Here is an 18,138-nt window from a genome sequence, read left to right as displayed (position 1 = left end):
TCGAGTCAGGAGCTGCACGAGCGGAACCACCGCGGCCGGCGAGCGGACCCGACGCCGGCCGGGCGCCGGCATCGGGCCACGGAGTGCCCGTGATGGCGGGAGAGAGGCACGGACGGGCACCCCGGCAGCCGCACGTCCCCGATCTGCACGCACGCCTGCGTTCCGAGCTGGGCCGGATCGACGAGCAGCTGCGCGCCCTGCTGTCCTCCATGGACCGGCTCCAGGGCCTGCTGGACGCAGTGGTGGCCATCAGCCGTGAGGTCGAACTGCCGGCGGTGCTGCACCGCATCGTGACCACCGCCATGGAGCTGGTCGGCGCCCGGTACGGGGCACTGGGCGTGCTCGACGAGTCCGGTGAGCGCCTGGCGCAGTTCATCACGGCGGGGCTGAGCGAGCAGGAACACCAGGCTCTGGCCGGAACCGGCATGCCGCGCGGTCTGGGTGTCCTCGGCCACCTGATCCGCTACCCCGAGCCCCTGCGGATCGACGACATCCCGGCCCACCCGTCCTCCACCGGTTTCCCGGCCGGCCATCCCCGCCTGCGCACCCTGCTCGGCGTCGCCATCAGCGTGCGCGGCGAGATCTACGGCGACCTCTACCTGTCCGAGCGGGACGACGGAAAGCCCTTCGACCTGCACGACGAGAACGTCGTCGTCGCCCTGGCCGGCGCCGCGGGCATCGCGATCGAGAACGTCCGCCTCTTCGAGCGGATCCGGGTCGGAGCCGAGCAGTTCCAGCGGCTGCTGCTGCCCACCCTGCCCGACCTGCGGCCCTTCACCGCGGCCGCCATCTACCGGCCCGCCGCCGAGCCGAGCCAGCTCGGCGGGGACTGGTACGACGCCGTCCCGCTGCCCGACCATGTGGTGGCCGTCGTGATCGGCGACGTGGTCGGTCACGATCTGCGGGCCGCGGCCGCGATGGCCTCCACCCGGAACATGATGCGCGCCCTGCTGTTCGACCGGAGCGACCCGCCCGGCGCTGTCCTCGCCCGGCTCGACCGGGCGCTGGAGGCCATCACGGACAACACCGTCACGACCACCACGCTGGCCCGCATCGAACCGGAGGAATCGGGCTGGCGAGTGCGCTGGAGCACGGCGGGCCACGTCCCGCCCCTGCTGCTCACCCGTGAGCACCACGCGACGTACCTGCTCGGCGAGCCCGGACTGCCGCTCGGCGTCGACACCGCACAGCCGCGCCCGGACCACTCCCGGCTGCTGCCCCCGGACGCCACCGTGGTCTTCTTCACGGACGGGCTGGTCGAGCATCCCGAGCACCCCATCGACGAGCGGCTGATCGCGCTCGCCGAGCTCGCCGTGGAGCACTCCGGGCTGCCCCTGCCCGCGTTCGTCCGGGCCCTGGCCGATCACCATCCCAGCGACGGTCACGACGACATGGCCATCCTCGCCGTCCGTACACCGCCCGGCGGCATGGAGCATCCGGGAGATCCGGCGGATGATGGACCTCGGGGGTGACGTCGACGCGGAGGTCGCCCGATGCCCGTCGCGCGGCATGTGCACCTCGGCCGCAGTGGTGCGGTGGCCGTTCTGGAGGTCTGCGCCATCGCCGCGCTCTACTACGGCTCGGCCAGGCTGGGACTGCTCCAGCAGCTGGTGCGCGGCCAGGTCACCCCGCTGTGGCCGCCGAGCGGGATCGCGGTGGCGGGCCTGCTCCTGCGGGGGCGGAAGGTCTGGCCCGGGATCGCGCTCGGCGCGTTCCTGGTCAACATCGCGCTGGGGCCGTCGTTCCCGGCCGTCCTCGCGATCACGGCGGGCAACACCGTGGCGCCCCTGTGCTCGTACGCACTGCTGCGCCGCACGGGGTTCCGCAACGAACTGGACCGGCTGCGGGACGCCCTCGCCCTGATCTTCCTCGGCGCGTTCACCGGGATGCTGATCAGCGCGACGACGGGCAGCGGGACCCTGATCCTCGCGGGCGTCCTGAACGCCGAGGGCTTCTGGCCGACGTGGTCGGTCTGGTGGACCGGCGACGCGATGGGCGTTCTCGTGGTCACGCCGGTCCTGCTCCTCCTCAGCTCGGCTCGCTGGCCGAAGCAGGCGCCGCCCCGGCGGTGGGCGGAGGGGCTGCTGCTGACGGCGGCCACCTGCGGCGTCGGCGTCGTCGAGACCGGGAACACACCGCTGCTGTTCCTCGGCTTCCCGCTGCTGATCTGGGCGGCCTTCCGCTTCCAGCTGGCCGGGGCCGCGCCGTGCGCGCTGGCCGTGTCCACCTTCGCGATCGTCACCGCGACGCGCGGATCAGGCCCGTTCGCCGGTCATGACCTGCTCACCGGCATGATCACCCTCCAGGCCTTCAACGGCTCCGCCTCGCTGACCGCGCTGCTGATCGCGGCGGTCATCAGCGAGCGCAACGAGACCCAGCGCGAGATCGCGCGGGCCTGCGGGCAACTCGCCGGGATGGTGGCCAGGATCGCCACCGGCGACCCTCACCCGATGCCCGAACAGGAGGAGGAAAGGACGAAGAAGGCGAACAGGACGGACCCGCAGACATGAGAAGGCCGTCCCCTCATTCCTGAGAAGACGACCTCCGACCTGCCGGTCGGGACGACAGGATTTGAACCTGCGACCCCTTGACCCCCAGTCAAGTGCGCTACCAAGCTGCGCCACGTCCCGGTGCGCTCACTCGCGGTGACCCGCGTGATCGCGCGAAGAGAACTTTACCCCACGTCCGAGGGTGCGCCGAAGGGGGTCGCGGGGAGCCGGGGGAATGCGAGGGGGACGGCGAGGCGGAAGGCGAGGGAGAATCGGCCGTATGACGAACGCGGGCGCAGCGGAGGCCAGGGACAACGCGGGCACGCCGGAGGCCCGGGACCGCGACGCCGAGGGGCGGGCGCGCAACGCACGGCCCCGGGACGGGCTCGGGCGGCCGCTGCCCCACGGGACGCAGGGCGTCGCCCGGCAGCCGGAGGGGGTCGCGCGGACGCCCGCCGAGACGGTCGCCGAGGCGCAGACCCTGCTGGCGGCCGGCAAGCCGTTCCACGCGCACGAGGTGTTCGAGGACGCCTGGAAGTCGGGACCGCGCGACGAGCGGACGCTGTGGCGGGGCCTGGCCCAGCTGGCGGTCGGGCTCACCCACGCGGCCCGCGGCAACGCCGTCGGCGGGGCGCGCCTGCTGCGGCGGGGCGCCGGCGCGGTCGAGGAGTGGGAACGGGGGCGCGGCGAGGACCGGCCGTACGGGATGGATCTCGCCGGGCTCGCGCGGTGGGCGCGGGAGCTGGCGGGGCGGGTGGAGCAGGGGGCCGGGCCGGTGGATCCGGTGGCCGAGGCGCCCCGGCTCGGATGGGGCGAGCCGCGCTGAGCGGGCATGCCGTGCTGAGCGGGCATGCCGTGCTGAGCGGGCATGCCGTGCTGAGCGGGCATGCCGTGCTGACCGGGCGTACGGAGGCGGTGGACGCGTGGCCGGTGGCATGCGGCAGACTCGGGGCGTGCGAACGATTCATGTCATCGGTATCGGCGCGGGCGACCCCGACCAGCTGACCTTGCAGGCCGTCAAGGCCCTGCGGAGCACGGACGTGTTCTTCCTGCTCGACAAGGGCGAGGTGAAGAGCGATCTCACCCAGCTCCGCCGGGACATGCTCGACGCGCACCTGCCCGAGGGCTCGTACCGGGTGGTGCGGGCCCGTGACCCCGAGCGGGACCGTACGGCCGGCGGCTCGGCGTACTCACCGGCGGTGGAGGACTGGCGCGGCGCCCGCGCCCGGATCTGCGAGCGGCTGATCGCCGAGGAACTGGACGAGGACGGCACCGGCGCCTTCCTGGTATGGGGCGATCCCGCGCTGTACGACAGCACGCTGGGCGTCCTGCAGGAGGTGCTGCGGCGGGGCGCGGTCGCGTTCGAGTACGACGTCGTGCCGGGGATCAGCAGCATCTCCGCGCTGGTCGCCCGGCATCGTACGGGCCTGAACCGGGTGGCGCGGCCGGTGCAGATCACCACCGGGCGGCGGCTCACCGAGGGCTTCCCGGAGGGGGTGGACGACGTGGTGGTGATGCTGGACGCCCACCAGGCCTTCCGGCGGTACGCCGGCGAGGACATGGACATCTACTGGGGAGCCTACATCGGCACGCCGGACGAGATCCTCGTCTCCGGCCCGCTCGCCGAGGCCGGCCCGGAGATCGAGCGGGTGCGGGCCGAGGCCCGCGAACGCAAGGGCTGGATCATGGACACGTATCTGCTGCGCAGAAACCCCGGGGACGCGTAAGTCCCCTGCCCGCGCCGCGACCGCGTCGCCCGGGCGCGCCCGGATCCGGATGACGCCCGATTGTGGCTTCAGCGCGAGACCCGACACGGCTCGCTGTGGGCGTACGGCCTGCGGAACCCGGACCTCGTCCGGTGCCCTTTTCGCGCGGTCCCGCGCGAGCGCGCACGCTGGTGCGGCACGGGGCACCGGGCAGCGGCTGACGCCGGTCGCCCGCGGACCGTCGACCGCATCCGGCACGCGGGGCCGGGCTCTCACGCGTGGCCGAGGCCGAGCCTCGCCAGGACGCCCGGCACGTCGGGGACCGCCGGCACGCCGGGCGGCAGCGGAGGGCGCCGTACGACGATCACGGGGAGCCCGAGGTCCCGTGCGGCGGTGAGTTTCGCGGCCGTGGCGTCGCCCCCGCTGTCCTTGGTCACCAGGATGTCGACGCGGTGGGCGCGCAGCAGTTCCGTCTCGTCGGCGACGGTGAACGGGCCGCGCGCGAGGACGAGTTCGGTGTGCGGGGGCAGCGGCGGTTCGGGCGGGTCGACCGAGCGGACGACGAAGTACAGGTCCGTCAGGTGCGCGAACGTCGCGAGGCCCAGGCGTCCGGTGCTGAGGAAGACCCGGCGGCCGAGAGCGGGCAGCGCCGCGGCGGCCCCGGCCAGACAGGGCACGTCGTACCAGCGGTCGCCGGGGCCCGGTCGCCAGCCGGGGCGCCGCAGCACGACCGCCGGCACGCCCGTGTCGGCCGCCGCACGGGCCGCGTTGAGCGTGATGGCCTCGGCGAAGGGGTGGGTGGCGTCGACCAGTGCGTCCACCCGGTGCGCGCGCAGCCAGTCGGCGAGGCCCTGCGCTCCGCCGAAGCCGCCGATCCGCACCTCGCCTGCGACCGCTCCCGGCGCGGCGACGCGGCCGGCGAGGGAGGTGGTGACCCGGACGCCGGGGCGGGCGGCGAGGTCGGCGGCGAGACGGCGGGCCTCGGTGGTGCCGCCGAGGATCAGGACGTGCGCGGGCATAGGGGTGAGCGTACGAGGTCGTGCGGCTGCCTGGGGCGCTCGGGTCGCTACGGTCGGGGCATGGAATCCGTGCGGGCCGTGCTGATCGACATCGACGGTGTGCTCACCGTCTCCTGGAAGCCGCTGCCGGGCGCGGTGGAGGCGCTGGGCAGGATCCGCGCGGCCGGTCTCGGCGTGGCACTCGTGACGAACACGACGTCCCGGACCCGGGCGTCGATCGCCGGCACGCTGGCCGGGGCCGGTTTCGACGTGGCTGCCGAGGACATCCTCACCGCGCCCTCGGTCACCGCCGCACACCTGGCCGAGCACTTCCCGGGTGCCCGCTGCGCGCTGCTCAACAGCGGGGACATCGCGGAGGACCTGGGCGAGGTCGCCTTGGTGGACGAGGATCCCGAGGTGGTCGTGGTGGGCGGTGCCGGTCCGGAGTTCGACTACGCGGCGCTCAACCGGGCCTTCGGGCACCTGCAGCGCGGCGCGCGGCTCGTCGCCATGCACCGCGGTCTGTACTGGCGGACGGACGCGGGGCTGCAACTCGACTCGGGGGCGTTTCTGCTCGGACTGGAGAAGGCGGCCCGCGTCGAGGCGGTGGTCACGGGCAAGCCGTCGCGGGCGTTCTTCGAGGCGGCGCTGGCCCGGCTGGGGGTGGGCGCGGGGCAGGCGTTGATGGTGGGCGACGACGTGGAGTCGGACGTGCTCGCGGCGCAGGGGGCAGGGCTCACCGGGGTGCTCGTGCGGACGGGGAAGTTCCGCCAGGGGACGCTGGACGGCGCGAGCGGCACCCCGGACCACGTCCTCGACTCGTTCGCGGACCTCCCGGCGCTGCTGGAGCTAGCGCAGTAGCAGTTGCACCCCGCCCACGACCGTCGCCGCGATGACGAGTTGTTCGAAGAGTCGCTGGTTGATCCTGTTCACAGCCCACTTGCCGATGAACGCACCGGGCACGACGAACACCACGAGCGCGGCGTCGAGCAGCAGCGAGTGCCCGTCGATCAGGCCGAGGCCCGCGCTGAACGGCACCTTGGACACGTTCACGATCAGGAAGAAGAACGCCGACGTGCCGAGGAAGCCCAGCTTCCGGAAGCCGGCGGACAGCAGGTACATCGACATCACCGGCCCGCCCGCGTTGGCGACCATCGTGGTGAACCCGCCGAGCACGCCGTACGAGCGGGCCTTGAGCCGGCCCGCCCGGCTGGTCACCGCGTCCGGCTCGTCGGCCTCGCCCGCGCCGTCGGCCCGGCGCCGCCGCCAGAGGGTGACGCCGGCCATGAGGAGCAGGATCGCGCCGATCGAGGTCCGCACCACCCCGTCGTCGGCCCACACCAGGAACAGGGTGCCGAGGACGACTCCGGCGGCGACGGCGGGGAACAGCCGCCACAGGGTGGGCCAGTGGGCGTGCCGGCGGTAGGTGAGGACGGCGAGCACGTCGCCGGCGATCAGGACGGGCAGCAGCACGCCGGTGGAGGCGCGGGCGGGCAGGACGGCCGCGAAGACCGCGAGGCTGACCGTGTTGGCGCCGCTCACCGCGGTCTTGGAGAAGCCGACGAGCAGGGCCGCGGTGGCGAGCGCCGCGAACCCCCAGCCGGATATGTGCCAGAGCGTCATCGTGTTCATGCGGGGACCGATGCTATGTCCGGACAAGCCTCCGGCGTAAGGACCGTCTCGCCAGGTGATCCCCGCCGGGCTCCCCGGCTGCCTCCCCGGCTGCCTCCCTGACGGCCGCTTATGGCCGGTTCTCCCCCTTGTCCCCGTAATGCGCGCGGAGTTCCCGCTTCAGCACCTTCATGCTGGGGCCCAGCGGCAGCGTGTCCGTGAACTCGACGCGGCGCGGGTACTTGTACCGGCCCAGGTGCTCCTTGGACCACTCGGTGATCGCGGCGGCGTCGGGGGTGGCGTGCGGCTCCGGTACGACGACGGCGCACACCTCCTCGCCGTGCAGTTCGTCGGGCAGGCCGATGACCGCGACCTGGGCGATCGACGGGTGGCGCATCAGGACCTCCTCGACCTCCCTCGGGTACACGTTGTAGCCGCCGCGGATGATGACGTCCTTCTTGCGGTCGACGATCCTGAGGAAGCCCTCGTCGTCCTTGGTGCCGAGGTCGCCGGTGCGGAACCAGCCGTCGACCAGGGCCTCGGCGGTGGCCTCGGGCCGGCCGAGATAGCCGGAGAAGACGTTGTGGCCGCGGACGACGACCTCGCCCAGCTCGCCGGCCGGCAGCAGTTCGACGCGGTCCTCCAGCTCGGCGCGGGCGATCTCCACGTCGACGCCCCACAGCGGGTGCCCGATGGTGCCGGCCCGGGTGCCGAACAGCGGCTGGTTGACGGCGGCCGCCGGCGAGGTCTCCGACAGGCCGTACCCCTCGTAGACCTTCGCGCCGAACGCCTCCTCGAACCGCTCCAGCACGGCCACGGGCAGCGAGGCGCCGCCGGAGACGCAGACCCGCAGGTCGGGCAGCCGCTCGGCCCGCGCCGCCGCGGCGGCCAGGGAGACGTACATCGTCGGCACGCCGTGGAAGGTGTTCACCCCCTCCGCGACCATCAGCTCGATGGCGCGGGCCGCGTCGAAGCGGGGCAGCAGGACGAGCGTGGCGCCCGCCCGCCAGGTGGAGTTGAGGGACACGGTCTGCCCGAAGGCGTGGAAGAGGGGCAGCGCGCCGAGGGCGATGTCGTCGGCGCGGATGTCGTTGGCGTCGAAGGCGTTGACGGTCGCGTTCATCACGATGTTGAAGTGACTGAGGACCGCGCCCTTGGGGACGCCGGTGGTGCCGCTGGTGTAGAAGATCACCGCCGGGTCGTCGGCAACGCGGGTGACGTACGACCGGAGCGGCTCGGCGTCCGCCGCCAGCGCGTCGAACTCCGCGCCCAGGGTGACCACGCGGACCCCGAGCACGTCGGCGGCGGCCCGGCCGGTCTCCGCCTGGGCCGGGTGGACGAGCAGCAGGCTCGCCCCGCTGTCCCTGAGCACGTGCTCGACCTCGCCCGCCGACAGCAGCAGGTGCACCGGTACGACGACCCCGCCCGCCGCGGCGACGGCGAAGTAGGCGATCGGGAACTCGGCGGTGTTGGGCGCCATGAGGGCGACCCGGTCCCCCGGCCGTACCCCGAGCGCGCCGGCGAGGGTGCCCGCCCGGGCGAGGGACCGCCGCCACACCTCGGCGAAGGACAGCCGCAGATCGCCCTCGACGAGCGCCGTCTTCTCGGGACGGCGTTTGGCGTTCTCGGCGAGGATGGCGGCGACGGACAGGGTTGCCATGCCAGTGGTGCTCCGTTTCCTTGCTGCGGCCCGTGGGGCCGGTGGCTCCCGTGCGAGGAGCCGGGGTTGATGGGGCGTCAGACGCTCTCGACCAGCACCGCGCTGCCCTGGCCCACGCCCACGCACATGGTCGCGAGCCCGCGCCGCGCGCCCGTGCGGCGCATCCGGTGCAGCAGGGTCGCAAGGATGCGGGCGCCGGAGCAGCCGAGGGGGTGGCCGAGGGCGATGGCGCCGCCGGTCGGGTTGACCAGGTCCGGGTCGATGCCCAGCTGGTCGACGCAGGCGAGGGCCTGCGCGGCGAACGCCTCGTTGAACTCGGCCTCCTCGAGGCCGGCGACGTCCCAGCCGGCCCGGGCCAGTGCCTTGCGGGTGGCGGGGACCGGGCCGATGCCCATGACGTCGGGGTGGACGCCGGCGGAGGCGCCCGCGACATAGCGGCCGAGGGACTCAAGGCCGAGTGCGGCCAGGGCCTCCTCGCTGACCAGCAGCAGCCCGGCCGCGCCGTCGTTCATCGGCGAGGCGTTGCCCGCCGTGACGGTGCCGCCCTGGCGGAAGACCGGCTTGAGGCGAGCGAGTTTCTCCAGCGAGGTGTCCTCGCGGACGCACTCGTCGTGCTCGACCGCGCTGCCGTCCGGGCACGCCACGGGCAGGAGTTCGGCGTCGAAGTGGCCGTTCTTGCGTGCGTCGGCGGCGCGTCGGTGGCTGCGCAGGGCGAACTCGTCCTGCCGCTCGCGGGAGATGCCGTAGCGTGCGGCGACCTCCTCGGCGGTCTCGCCCATGGACAGCAGGCCGTGCAGGTCCCTCATCGCCGGGTTGACCAGCCGCCAGCCCAGGCGGGTGTCGTGGGTCTCGATGCGCTGCGGCAGGGCCTCGTCGGGGCGGGGCAGCACGAAGGGGGCGCGGCTCATGGACTCGGAGCCGCCCGCGATCACGATGTCGGCCTCGCCGGCGGCGATCGTGCGGGCGGCGGTGGTGACCGCTTCCAGGCCGGAGGCGCACAGCCGGTTGACGGTGGCACCGGGCACGGACTCGGGCAGCCCGGCCAGGAGGGCGGCCATGCGGGCGACGTTGCGGTTGTCCTCGCCGGACTGGTTGGCCGCGCCCCAGTAGACGTCGTCGACACGGGCCGGGTCGAGGGCGGGCACACCGGCGACCAGGCCGCGGATCACCGTGGCGGCCAGGTCGTCGGGCCGGACGCCGGACAGGGCTCCGCGCAGCTTGCCGATGGGGGTGCGGCGAGCGGCCGCGAAGTGGACGGGACGCACGGCTTCGACTCCTGACCTCCGACCGGCCGACGGCACTGTCGGCCGGCGACCACACAGGGACGCTGACTTAATTAGCACTGCTAGTTTTCGACTATAGACCTCCGACCCGCCCGCTGGGAAGATCCCCTCGGACCGCCACCGCCGCGCCGCGCCCCTTCCGGAGGAGACATGCCCCACGTCCGCGAGCACACCCTCGACGGCACCCACGGCTCGATCGCCGTACGGGAGTGGCCGCACCCTGCGCCGCGCTGCCTGGTCCTCGTGGTGCACGGGTACGGCGAGCACGCGGGCCGGTACGACGAGCTGGCGGCCGTGCTCACCGGGCACGGGGCGGCCGTCTACGCGCCCGATCACATGGGTCACGGCAGATCGGCCGGGGAACGGGTGGTGATCGAGGACTTCGAGGACGTCGTCACCGATGTGCACGCGGCGGCGGAGCTGGCCCGGGCCGCGCACCCCGGTCTGCCGCTGGTCCTGCTCGGCCACTCCATGGGCGGGCTGATCGCCGCCCGCTACGCGCAGCGGTACGGCGCCGAACCGAGCGCGCTGATCCTGTCCGGGCCGGTGATCGGCGCCTGGGAGCTGCCGGCACGGCTGCTGGCCCTGCCGGAGATCCCGGACACCCCGGTCAGCCCGGCCGCGCTCGCCCGGGACCCGGCCGTGGGCGCCGCCTACGCCGCCGACCCGCTGGTGTGGCACGGGCCGATGAAGCGGCCGACGCTGGAGGCGTTCGTCCGCACCCTGCGGACCGTCGAGAAGGGCGGTGACGTCGGCGGGCTGCCGCTGCTGTGGCTGCACGGCGACGACGACCGGCTGGTGCCGCTGCCCGGCAGCCGGATCGGAGTGGAGCGGCTGAGCGGCGGGCGGCTGACCGAGCGGATCTTCCCCGGGGCGCGGCACGAGGTGTTCCACGAGGCGGAGAAGGCGCGGGCCTTCGCCGAGGTGCTGCGCTTCCTGGACCGTACGCTGCCCCGCTGATCCCGCCAACCCGCTTGCGTGAGGGCCGGGTTGGGCCTGCGCCGTACGTCATGATCGTGTCAGACTGCTGACCGCACCTCCCGGCCTGAGCGCCGGGACCAGCCGAGCGGAGGAGCAGCACGTGACGGGGACCGGGCCGGCCGGATCACGCATCGACACCACCCGGCCGCATCCGGCCCGGGTCTACGACTGGTTCCTCGGCGGCAAGGACAACTACCCCGTCGACGAGGAACTGGGCCGCCGGATCGCGGCGATCGACGGCGGCGCCCCGCGGGCCGCGCGCGCCAACCGGGCGTTCATGCGGCGCACCGCACGGGCGCTCGCCCAGGACGGCATCCGCCAGTTCCTGGACATCGGCACCGGCATACCGACCGAGCCCAATCTGCACCAGATCGCGCAGTCGGTGGTCCCGGACAGCCGGGTGGTCTACGTCGACAACGACCCGATCGTGCTGGCCCACGCGAACGCGCTGCTGCGGGGCACCCCGGACGGGGTCACCGAGTACGTCCAGGCCGACGCCCGCGATCCGCGCGCCATCCTCGAACAGGCCGCCCGCGTCCTGGACTTCGACCGCCCGGTGGCCCTGTCCCTGATCGCCCTGCTGCACTTCGTGGCCGACGAGGACGGCGCCCACGAGGTGATCTCCACCCTGGTCGACGCGCTGGCGCCGGGCAGCCGGCTCGTGCTGTCGATGATGACGGCCGACTTCGAGCCCGAGAACGTCGGGAAGGGCATCGCCGCCTACGCGGCGGGCGGGGTGACCCTGGTGGCCCGCTCCCACGCCGAGGTGGCCGCGTTCTTCCAGGGCCTGGACCTGCTGGAGCCGGGCATCGTGCCGATCACCGACTGGCGCCCCGACGAGGCACCGGACGGCCGCGGACCCGTCTCCCTGTACGGCGGCGTCGGCCGCAAGCCCTGAGCGCCCCGCGCTCCCCCGCCGGCCCTACAGTCCGAGCACGCGGGCGATGGTGCGCAGGACGCCGTCGTCGTTGTTGGACGGGGCGAGGTGGCGGGCCCGGCGCACGACCTCCGGGTGGGCGCCCGCCATGGCGAAGGACCAGTCGGCCGCGTCCAGCATCTCCAGGTCGTTGAGGTAGTCGCCGAAGACCATGGTCTGCGCGGGCGTGATGCCGAGCGCCCGCTGCAGGCCGCGCAGCGCGGTGCCCTTGTTGGCGGTGCGGTTCATGACGTCCACCCAGTGCTCGCCGGAGACGACGACCTGGTGGCTCCCGGCGAACTCGGCGAGCGCGGGGGCCGTGGAGCGCTCGGCCGGACCGAAGTCGAACAGCGCGATCTTGATCACGTCGTCGTCCACGGCGGTGAGGTCCTCGACGATCCGGTGTTCGACGTAGTACCTGCGCACCTCCGCCAGGAACGCCTCGTCGGTCCGCTCGACGTACGCCGCCCGCTTGCCGCACACCACGGCACCGGCGTCCACGCCGTCCGCGACCAGCCGCCGTACCGTCCGCACGATCCGCGCCGGCACGGCCGCGTCGAGGGTGTCGGAGCTGAGTTCCACGCCGTCGCGGACCACGTACGTGCCGTTCTCCGCGATGAACACCATGCCCTCGGCGACCTCGGCGAACTGCCGGGCCAGCGTGGCGTACTGGCGGCCGCTCGCGGGGCTGAACAGGATCCCGCGGCGGCGCAGTTCGGCGAGCATCGGCCACAGGCCGTCCGGTATCCGCTTGGCGTCGTCCAGCAGCGTGCCGTCCATGTCGGTGACGATCAGCCGGATGTCGGCGGGGCCCGCGGGCAGGCCGGGGGTGTCCAGGAGGGGCGGGGGCGTGGCGGGCATGTCCTGCTTCCGGTCGGGGAGGGTGGCGCCGCCCAGTGTTCCCCATGCGACGCGGCGCCCCGGACCCGCCCCCGGACCGCCCGGACCGGGTGGTTCCCGGGACAGCGCGATCAACGGGCGGCACAATGACGGCGGGCAACCACGTACGAGAAGGGCGGCGACGTGACCGAGGGATCCCCCACGGCCGGACCGGCGAGACTGAACACCTCCGTGGCGCACAACGCGAGGGTGTGGAACTACTGGATCGGCGGCAAGGACAACTACGAGGTCGACCAGCAGGTCGGTGAGCACGTCGCCGGGATGTTCCCGGTCATCCGCGACGTGGCCCGCGCGGACCGGGAGTTCCTCGCGCGGGCGGTCACGTACCTGGCCGCCGAGCGCGGGATCCGCCAGTTCCTGGACGTCGGCACCGGCCTGCCGACCGTGGACAACACCCACGAGATCGCGCAGCGGATCGCGCCCGAGTCCCGGATCGTGTACGTCGACAACGACCCGATCGTGCTCGTGCACGCCCGCTCGCTGCTCACCAGCTCCCCCGAGGGCGTCACGGACTACGTCGACGCCGATGTGCACGACCCGGACGCCATCGTGCAGCGCGCCGCCGAGACCCTGGACCTGAGCCGGCCGGTCGCGCTGATGATGCTGGGCATCCTGAACTTCGTCCTGGACACCGGCGAGGCCCGGGAGATCGTGCGGCGGCTCATGGCGGCCCTGCCGTCCGGCAGCTGCCTGGTGCTGACCCATCCGACGTACGACGGCGACGTGGGCGGCGAGGGCAACCGCGCGGCGATGGAGTTCTGGAACGCCCACGCCACCCCGCCGATCACCGCCCGCGGCCGGGCCGAGATCGCCGCGTTCCTCGACGGTCTGGAGCCGGTCGAACCGGGGCTCGTGCCCTGCTCGCAGTGGCGCGCCGACCAGGCCGCCGCGGCGCCGGTGCCGCAGTTCGGGGCGGTGGCCGTGAAACCCTGACGCCCGTCGACGCCAGCATCGCGCGGACCGCGCCGAGGAGGACGTGATGACCACCCTTGCCGACCCCGTGCCCGGCGGGCGCCCCGAGGATCTGCGCCGGGTCGCCGCACTCACCGCCGGCCTGGCCGCGCGGGGCGTGAGCGGGATCGTCCTAAGTTACGTGGACACCTCGGGCGTCTGCCGGATCAAGACCGTCCCCACGGCGCGGCTGGCGGCGGCCGTGTCCTGGGGCGTCGGCATGTCCCCGGTGTTCGACACGTTCCTCGCCGGCGACGCGATCGTCACCACCGACGTCCTCGGCTCGCCGGACGGCGACCTGAGGCTCTACCCGGACCTCGACCAGCTGGTGGTGCTGGCCGGCCAGCCCGGCTGGGCGTGGGCGCCGGTGGACCGCGTCACGCAGGAGGGCGCCCGCCACCCCGGCTGTGCCCGGACCTTTCTGCGCCGGATCGTGGCCGAGGCGGCCGAGCGGCACGGCCTCGCCTTCAAGGCGGCGGTCGAGGTCGAGTGGTCCGTGGGCCTCGGCTCGGCGCCCGACGGGGAGTTCGTCCCGGCGGTCTCCGGTCCGGCGTACGGCGCGATCCGGCAGGTCGGGCTGAGCGACTACACCGCCGACCTGCTGGCCGCGTTCACCGCGCAGGACGTGCCCGTCGACCAGCTCCACCCCGAGTACGCGCCGGGGCAGTTCGAGATCTCGGTGGGCGCGCTGGACCCGGTGGCGGCGGCCGACCGCAGCGTGCTGGTCCGGCAGACGATCCGCGCGGTCGCGCAGCGGCACGGCCTGAGGGTCTCCTTCGCACCCGCGGTGTCCGCCGAGGGCGTCGGCAACGGCGGCCACCTGCACCTGTCGTCCTGGCGGGACGGGGTGAACCTGCACGCGGGCGGGGAGCGGCGCTACGGCATGACGGCCGAGGCGGAGTCCTTCACGGCCGGGATCCTGGCCCGGCTGCCCGCGCTGACGGCGGTGACCGCCCCGAGCCCGGCGAGCTACCTGCGGCTGCGGCCGTCGCAGTGGGCGGGGGTGTTCACCGCCTGGGGCCGGGAGACCCGGGAGGCGGCGCTGCGGGTCATCACCGGTACGGCGGGCCGCGCCGAGCAGGACGCCAACCTGGAGGTCAAGCCCGTCGACCTGGCCGCCAACCCGTATCTCGCGCTCGGCTGCGTCATCGCCGCGGGCCTCGACGGCCTGGCCGGGGCACAGCACCTGCCCGGGGAGATCACCGGCGATCCGGCCCGCTACGGCCCGGACGAGGCGGCCGCCCTCGGGGTGCGCCGGCTGCCGCGGTCCCTGCCGGAGGCCGTCGGGGAGTTCCGCGCCGACGAGGTGCTGCGGGCCGCGCTGGGCCCGGTGCTCGCGGACGCGGTGAGCGCCGTACGGCTCGGTGAGGCGGCGGCCGTCGAGGGCCTGGACGACGCGCGGGTGGCGGCGGCCTACCGCTGGGTGTACTGACCATGACCGCGCCCGGACCGGTCCACGAGGCCCTGGCCGGCCTCGCCCTGGTGGATCACCACTGCCACGGTGCCGTGCCGGCCGCTCTGGCGCCGCAGGAGTTCGCCCCGCTCCTGACGGAGGGGGAGGCCTGGCCCGGCCTGTCGCCCTTCGACACCCCCGCCGGGGTGGCCGTGCGCCGGCACTGCGCGCCGCTGCTGGACCTGCCGCGGCACGCCCCGCCCGACGCCTACGTGACCCGCCGCGCGGAGCTGGGCGGGCGGGAGGTCAACCGCCGCTTCCTGACCGCCGTCGGCGCCGAGGCGTTCTTCGTGGACACCGGCTACACCGCGCACCCGCTGACCTCCCCCGCCGAGCTGGCCGAGGCCGCCGGCGCCACGGCGTGGGAGGTCGTACGCCTGGAGCAGCTGGCGGAGGCGGTGGCGGCGCGGGGCGTCGAGCCCGACGCGTACGGGGAGGGGGTCCGTGCGGCGGCCGAGGAGGCGGCGGGCCGGCCGGGTGTGGTGGCGGTGAAGTCGGTGGCCGCCTACCGCACGGGATTCGCCCTGGACCCGGCCCGCCCGGCGCCGCGTGAGGTGACGCGCGCAGCACGGGACTGGCTGGCGGCCGGGGGCGGCCGGCTGACCGATCCGGTCCTGATACGGCACCTGCTGTGGACCGCCGTGGACCTCGGCCTGCCCCTGCAACTGCACACCGGCTTCGGCGACGCCGACCTGCGCCTGCACCACGCGGACCCGGCCCTGCTGACCGACTGGCTGCGGCTGACCGCCGGCACCGTCCCGGTCATGCTGCTGCACTGCTGGCCGTACCACCGCCAAGCGGCCTACCTGGCGGCGGTGTTCGAGCAGGTGTACCTGGACGTCGGCCTCGCCCTGCACCACACCGGCCCGGCCCGCTGCCGGGCGGTGCTGGAGGAGGCGCTGGAGATCACCCCGTTCCGGAAACTGCTGTACAGCTCCGACGCCTACGGCGTGGCCGAATTCCACTTCCTGGGCGCCCTGTGCTTCCGCCAGGGGCTGGCCGATCTGCTCCAAGTCCGCGTCGACCGCGACGAGTTGAGCCTGCCCGACGCGCTGCGCATCGCCGCCTGGACGGGCCGTGACAATGCCCGCCGCGTCTACGGCCGCTACGTACCGCCCGCAACCGAACCGGCCCGCGACCCCTGCGGGCGCCCGACCCGGAAAGTATGATCAAGCAATGTCAGACATGACCGAAACCACGCCCGGCTGGCTCACCACGGACGAGCTGGAAATGGCCCGGGCCCGCATGCCGATCCTGTACGTCGAGGCCGTGCCCGTGCGCGTGGACGACAGCGGTGAAGTCACGAGCATCGGCCTGCTGCTGCGCATCGGCCCGGACGGGACGGTCAGCCGGACCCTGGTCTCCGGCCGCGTCCTGCACCACGAGCGGGTCCGCGACGCCCTGCTGCGCCATCTGGAGAAGGACCTCGGCCCGGTCGCGCTCCCCCGCATCCCCACCTCGCTGCAGCCCTTCACCGTCGCCGAGTACTTCCCGACGGCGGGCATCACCCCGTACCACGATCCGCGCCAGCACGCGGTCTCCCTCGCCTACATCGTCCCGGTCACCGGCGACTGCCGACCCCGGCAGGACGCGCTGGACCTGGTGTGGTTCAGCCCCCAGGAGGCGGCGTCCGCGGCCGTGCAGGGCGAGATGCCGGGCGGCCACGGAGTACTGCTGAAGCAGGCGCTCGCGCACGTGGGCCTGACGTACTGATCCCGGCGGCCGCCCGACCGGCCTGTCTATCAGGCCAGCGGGCCTTCCGGCCAGAGGCTCCCGGCAGGTGTTCAGGTTGCGTTCAGGTTCACCGGCCGCCGTGGCAACAGCTGCACCAGAAGCCATAAAACAATGGCAAAGCGGGCTGGGTCGACCGCAGTTGGGCATGCGAAGGTGCGGATCATGAGCACAGAGCACGCCCTCCAGGACCGGCCACGCGGCCGCACACGCGCGCGCATACGCGAGAGCGCGAACAAGGTGCCGGAGGTCACCGTCTACTTCTGGATCATCAAGGTCCTCACCACCGGCATGGGCGAGACCGCGTCCGACTTCCTGGCCCACACGCTGGGCAACATCCCGGCGGTCGGCCTCGGTGGTCTCGCCTTCGTGGCGTCGCTCGTGCTGCAGTTCGCGGTCCGCCGGTACGTGGCCTGGGTCTACTGGACGGCGATCGTCATGGTCAGCGTGTTCGGCACGATGGCCGCGGACGCGCTCCACGTGGTCGTCGGCGTCCCGTACACCCTGTCCACCCCGCTGTTCATGATCGCCCTGGCCGCCGTCTTCGTCCTCTGGTACAAGTCCGAGCGCACCCTGTCCATCCACTCCATCCGCACCCGGCGCCGTGAGTCCTTCTACTGGGCGGCCGTCCTCGCGACCTTCGCGCTGGGCACCGCCGCGGGCGACCTCACCGCGACGATCGGCCTCGGCTACCTGGGCTCGGTCGTGCTGTTCGCCGTGGCGATCTGCGTCCCGGCGATCGCCCACCGCGGCGGCCTGCTGGGCGCGGTGACCGCGTTCTGGACGGCCTACGTCATCACCCGCCCGCTCGGCGCGTCCCTCGCCGACTGGATGGCGCTGCCGACCAAGCGCGGCGGCCTGGACTGGGGCCTCGGGCCGGTGACCCTGTCGTGGACGGTGGCGATCGTCGGGTTCGTGGCCTTCCTCGCGCTGTCGCGCCGGGACACCCGGCCGGCGAGCTGAACCGAGCGGAAAGGGGCCGCGTCCGGATCGCTCCGGACGCGGCCCCCGGCGTGTGTCCGCCCGGTTCGTCACCTGCCCGGGTGCGGGGCGTTCGCGGGGAGTTCCACAGTGATGCGGAGCCCGCCGGCAGGCCGCGGGGTGAGGGTGGGCTCCGGGACGGCCTCGCGGGACAGAGGCGTACAGGCGCTCGGCAGGGCTGTCGCCGCGGATCCGAGTCAGCGGGTGGTGCTGCTCGGCGACCTGAACGGCACCATGGACGACCGCGCGTTTCAACGCCATCGCCTCACGGACGCGCTCGGCCCGGGACGCGGCCGGCGACGGCTTCGGCTTCACCTGGCCGGCGGGGTTCCCGGTGGTGCGGATCGACCACATCCTGGTCAGGGGTGTGAAGCCGGACCGTTCATGGGTGCTGCCGGCCACCGGGAGCGACCACCTGCCGGTGATGGCCGGAATCAGCTGGTGAACCCGGGGGCATGGGCCGGCGCCTGCCTGCTGC

At 73.8% G+C, this 18,138-nt stretch carries 17 protein-coding genes, 1 tRNA gene and 1 pseudogene; 13 read left to right on the top strand and 6 right to left on the bottom strand.

What is annotated here, in order from left to right:
* Positions 1 to 92: 92 nt before the first annotated feature.
* Both ACZ60X_RS37775 and ACZ60X_RS37770 read left to right on the top strand, forming a co-directional pair.
* Positions 93 to 1,472 carry a PP2C family protein-serine/threonine phosphatase gene (locus tag ACZ60X_RS37775; protein WP_469608756.1) on the top strand — a complete coding sequence of 460 codons (1,380 nt, stop codon included), beginning with the start codon at positions 93 to 95 and terminating at the stop codon, positions 1,470 to 1,472.
* Positions 1,473 to 1,493: 21 nt separating this feature from the next.
* Entirely contained in the window at positions 1,494 to 2,510 is a 1,017-nt protein-coding gene (locus tag ACZ60X_RS37770) for an MASE1 domain-containing protein (RefSeq protein ID WP_469608753.1), read from the top strand.
* Between the two features lie 46 nt (positions 2,511 to 2,556).
* Here ACZ60X_RS37770 and ACZ60X_RS37765 read toward each other — a convergent pair.
* Positions 2,557 to 2,630: transfer RNA gene (locus tag ACZ60X_RS37765), tRNA-Pro, on the bottom strand.
* Positions 2,631 to 2,769: 139 nt separating this feature from the next.
* Here ACZ60X_RS37765 and ACZ60X_RS37760 point away from each other — a divergent pair.
* Positions 2,770 to 3,315 (top strand): DUF309 domain-containing protein, encoded by a 546-nt coding sequence (locus ACZ60X_RS37760; RefSeq protein WP_469608751.1) that lies wholly within the window; start codon positions 2,770 to 2,772, stop codon positions 3,313 to 3,315.
* 127 nt (positions 3,316 to 3,442) lie between these two features.
* On the top strand, positions 3,443 to 4,216 hold the full coding sequence (gene cobF / locus ACZ60X_RS37755; RefSeq protein WP_469608748.1) for a precorrin-6A synthase (deacetylating): 774 nt from the start codon (positions 3,443 to 3,445) through the stop codon (positions 4,214 to 4,216).
* 251 nt (positions 4,217 to 4,467) lie between these two features.
* On the opposite strand, the gene ACZ60X_RS37750 is transcribed toward cobF, so the two are convergent.
* Positions 4,468 to 5,214, bottom strand: a complete 747-nt coding sequence (locus ACZ60X_RS37750) for a cobalt-precorrin-6A reductase (RefSeq protein ID WP_469608745.1) — start codon at positions 5,212 to 5,214, stop codon at positions 4,468 to 4,470.
* Positions 5,215 to 5,274: 60 nt separating this feature from the next.
* Here ACZ60X_RS37750 and ACZ60X_RS37745 point away from each other — a divergent pair, with 60 nt between their 5' ends.
* Positions 5,275 to 6,054: a TIGR01458 family HAD-type hydrolase gene (locus ACZ60X_RS37745; protein WP_469608743.1), complete on the top strand. Its 780-nt coding sequence runs from the start codon at positions 5,275 to 5,277 to the stop codon at positions 6,052 to 6,054.
* Here the strand turns inward: ACZ60X_RS37745 and ACZ60X_RS37740 are convergent.
* From ACZ60X_RS37740 to ACZ60X_RS37730, 3 genes are all read right to left on the bottom strand, one after another.
* Complete coding sequence (locus ACZ60X_RS37740; RefSeq protein WP_469608740.1) at positions 6,043 to 6,825, bottom strand: sulfite exporter TauE/SafE family protein; 783 nt, start codon at positions 6,823 to 6,825, stop codon at positions 6,043 to 6,045. The genes ACZ60X_RS37745 and ACZ60X_RS37740 overlap by 12 nt on opposite strands.
* A 109-nt stretch (positions 6,826 to 6,934) precedes the next feature.
* A complete protein-coding gene (locus tag ACZ60X_RS37735) occupies positions 6,935 to 8,464 on the bottom strand; it encodes a long-chain-fatty-acid--CoA ligase (RefSeq protein WP_469608738.1) in 1,530 nt (509 codons plus the stop codon).
* 77 nt (positions 8,465 to 8,541) lie between these two features.
* Positions 8,542 to 9,729 (bottom strand): thiolase family protein, encoded by a 1,188-nt coding sequence (locus ACZ60X_RS37730; RefSeq protein ID WP_469608734.1) that lies wholly within the window; start codon positions 9,727 to 9,729, stop codon positions 8,542 to 8,544.
* Between the two features lie 168 nt (positions 9,730 to 9,897).
* On the opposite strand from ACZ60X_RS37730, the gene ACZ60X_RS37725 reads away from it, so the two are divergent.
* Both ACZ60X_RS37725 and ACZ60X_RS37720 read left to right on the top strand, forming a co-directional pair.
* On the top strand, positions 9,898 to 10,707 hold the full coding sequence (locus ACZ60X_RS37725; protein ID WP_469608731.1) for an alpha/beta hydrolase: 810 nt from the start codon (positions 9,898 to 9,900) through the stop codon (positions 10,705 to 10,707).
* Between the two features lie 121 nt (positions 10,708 to 10,828).
* The gene (locus ACZ60X_RS37720) at positions 10,829 to 11,626 is read left to right on the top strand and encodes an SAM-dependent methyltransferase (protein WP_469608728.1); all 798 of its coding nucleotides are present in this window, start codon (positions 10,829 to 10,831) and stop codon (positions 11,624 to 11,626) included.
* A 24-nt stretch (positions 11,627 to 11,650) separates the two neighbouring features.
* Here the strand turns inward: ACZ60X_RS37720 and ACZ60X_RS37715 are convergent, their stop codons facing one another.
* Positions 11,651 to 12,505, bottom strand: a complete 855-nt coding sequence (locus tag ACZ60X_RS37715) for a Cof-type HAD-IIB family hydrolase (protein ID WP_469608726.1) — start codon at positions 12,503 to 12,505, stop codon at positions 11,651 to 11,653.
* 162 nt (positions 12,506 to 12,667) lie between these two features.
* Here ACZ60X_RS37715 and ACZ60X_RS37710 point away from each other — a divergent pair, with 162 nt between their 5' ends.
* From ACZ60X_RS37710 to ACZ60X_RS37685, 6 genes and pseudogenes are all read left to right on the top strand, one after another.
* The gene (locus tag ACZ60X_RS37710) at positions 12,668 to 13,477 is read left to right on the top strand and encodes an SAM-dependent methyltransferase (protein ID WP_469608723.1); all 810 of its coding nucleotides are present in this window, start codon (positions 12,668 to 12,670) and stop codon (positions 13,475 to 13,477) included.
* 46 nt (positions 13,478 to 13,523) lie between these two features.
* Entirely contained in the window at positions 13,524 to 14,927 is a 1,404-nt protein-coding gene (locus tag ACZ60X_RS37705; RefSeq protein WP_469608720.1) for a type I glutamate--ammonia ligase, read from the top strand.
* A 2-nt stretch (positions 14,928 to 14,929) separates the two neighbouring features.
* Entirely contained in the window at positions 14,930 to 16,117 is a 1,188-nt protein-coding gene (locus ACZ60X_RS37700) for an amidohydrolase family protein (protein ID WP_469608718.1), read from the top strand.
* Positions 16,118 to 16,133: 16 nt separating this feature from the next.
* The gene (locus tag ACZ60X_RS37695; protein WP_469608715.1) at positions 16,134 to 16,661 is read left to right on the top strand and encodes an NUDIX hydrolase family protein; all 528 of its coding nucleotides are present in this window, start codon (positions 16,134 to 16,136) and stop codon (positions 16,659 to 16,661) included.
* Positions 16,662 to 16,844: 183 nt separating this feature from the next.
* Entirely contained in the window at positions 16,845 to 17,642 is a 798-nt protein-coding gene (locus ACZ60X_RS37690) for a COG4705 family protein (RefSeq protein WP_469608712.1), read from the top strand.
* A 141-nt stretch (positions 17,643 to 17,783) separates the two neighbouring features.
* Positions 17,784 to 18,105: pseudogene (locus ACZ60X_RS37685) on the top strand (endonuclease/exonuclease/phosphatase family protein); the annotation flags it as partial.
* Positions 18,106 to 18,138: the final 33 nt, after the last annotated feature.

The organism is Streptomyces sp. NPDC104106, from assembly GCF_055584345.1.
Note: the sequence above shows the minus strand (reverse complement) of the source record. Positions and strands in the feature narration are given on the sequence as shown.

Excerpts from the sequence above, each read along its gene's own strand:
- ACZ60X_RS37775 (WP_469608756.1), top strand. The coding sequence starts at position 93 with ATGGCGGGAGAGAGGCACGGACGGGCACCCCGGCAGCCGCACGTCCCC.
- ACZ60X_RS37770 (WP_469608753.1), top strand. The coding sequence starts at position 1,494 with ATGCCCGTCGCGCGGCATGTGCACCTCGGCCGCAGTGGTGCGGTGGCC.
- ACZ60X_RS37760 (WP_469608751.1), top strand. The coding sequence starts at position 2,770 with ATGACGAACGCGGGCGCAGCGGAGGCCAGGGACAACGCGGGCACGCCG.
- ACZ60X_RS37750 (WP_469608745.1), bottom strand. The coding sequence starts at position 5,214 with ATGCCCGCGCACGTCCTGATCCTCGGCGGCACCACCGAGGCCCGCCGT.
- ACZ60X_RS37745 (WP_469608743.1), top strand. The coding sequence starts at position 5,275 with ATGGAATCCGTGCGGGCCGTGCTGATCGACATCGACGGTGTGCTCACC.
- ACZ60X_RS37740 (WP_469608740.1), bottom strand. The coding sequence starts at position 6,825 with ATGAACACGATGACGCTCTGGCACATATCCGGCTGGGGGTTCGCGGCG.
- ACZ60X_RS37735 (WP_469608738.1), bottom strand. The coding sequence starts at position 8,464 with ATGGCAACCCTGTCCGTCGCCGCCATCCTCGCCGAGAACGCCAAACGC.
- ACZ60X_RS37725 (WP_469608731.1), top strand. The coding sequence starts at position 9,898 with ATGCCCCACGTCCGCGAGCACACCCTCGACGGCACCCACGGCTCGATC.
- ACZ60X_RS37715 (WP_469608726.1), bottom strand. The coding sequence starts at position 12,505 with ATGCCCGCCACGCCCCCGCCCCTCCTGGACACCCCCGGCCTGCCCGCG.
- ACZ60X_RS37705 (WP_469608720.1), top strand. The coding sequence starts at position 13,524 with ATGACCACCCTTGCCGACCCCGTGCCCGGCGGGCGCCCCGAGGATCTG.
- ACZ60X_RS37700 (WP_469608718.1), top strand. The coding sequence starts at position 14,930 with ATGACCGCGCCCGGACCGGTCCACGAGGCCCTGGCCGGCCTCGCCCTG.
- ACZ60X_RS37695 (WP_469608715.1), top strand. The coding sequence starts at position 16,134 with ATGACCGAAACCACGCCCGGCTGGCTCACCACGGACGAGCTGGAAATG.
- ACZ60X_RS37690 (WP_469608712.1), top strand. The coding sequence starts at position 16,845 with ATGAGCACAGAGCACGCCCTCCAGGACCGGCCACGCGGCCGCACACGC.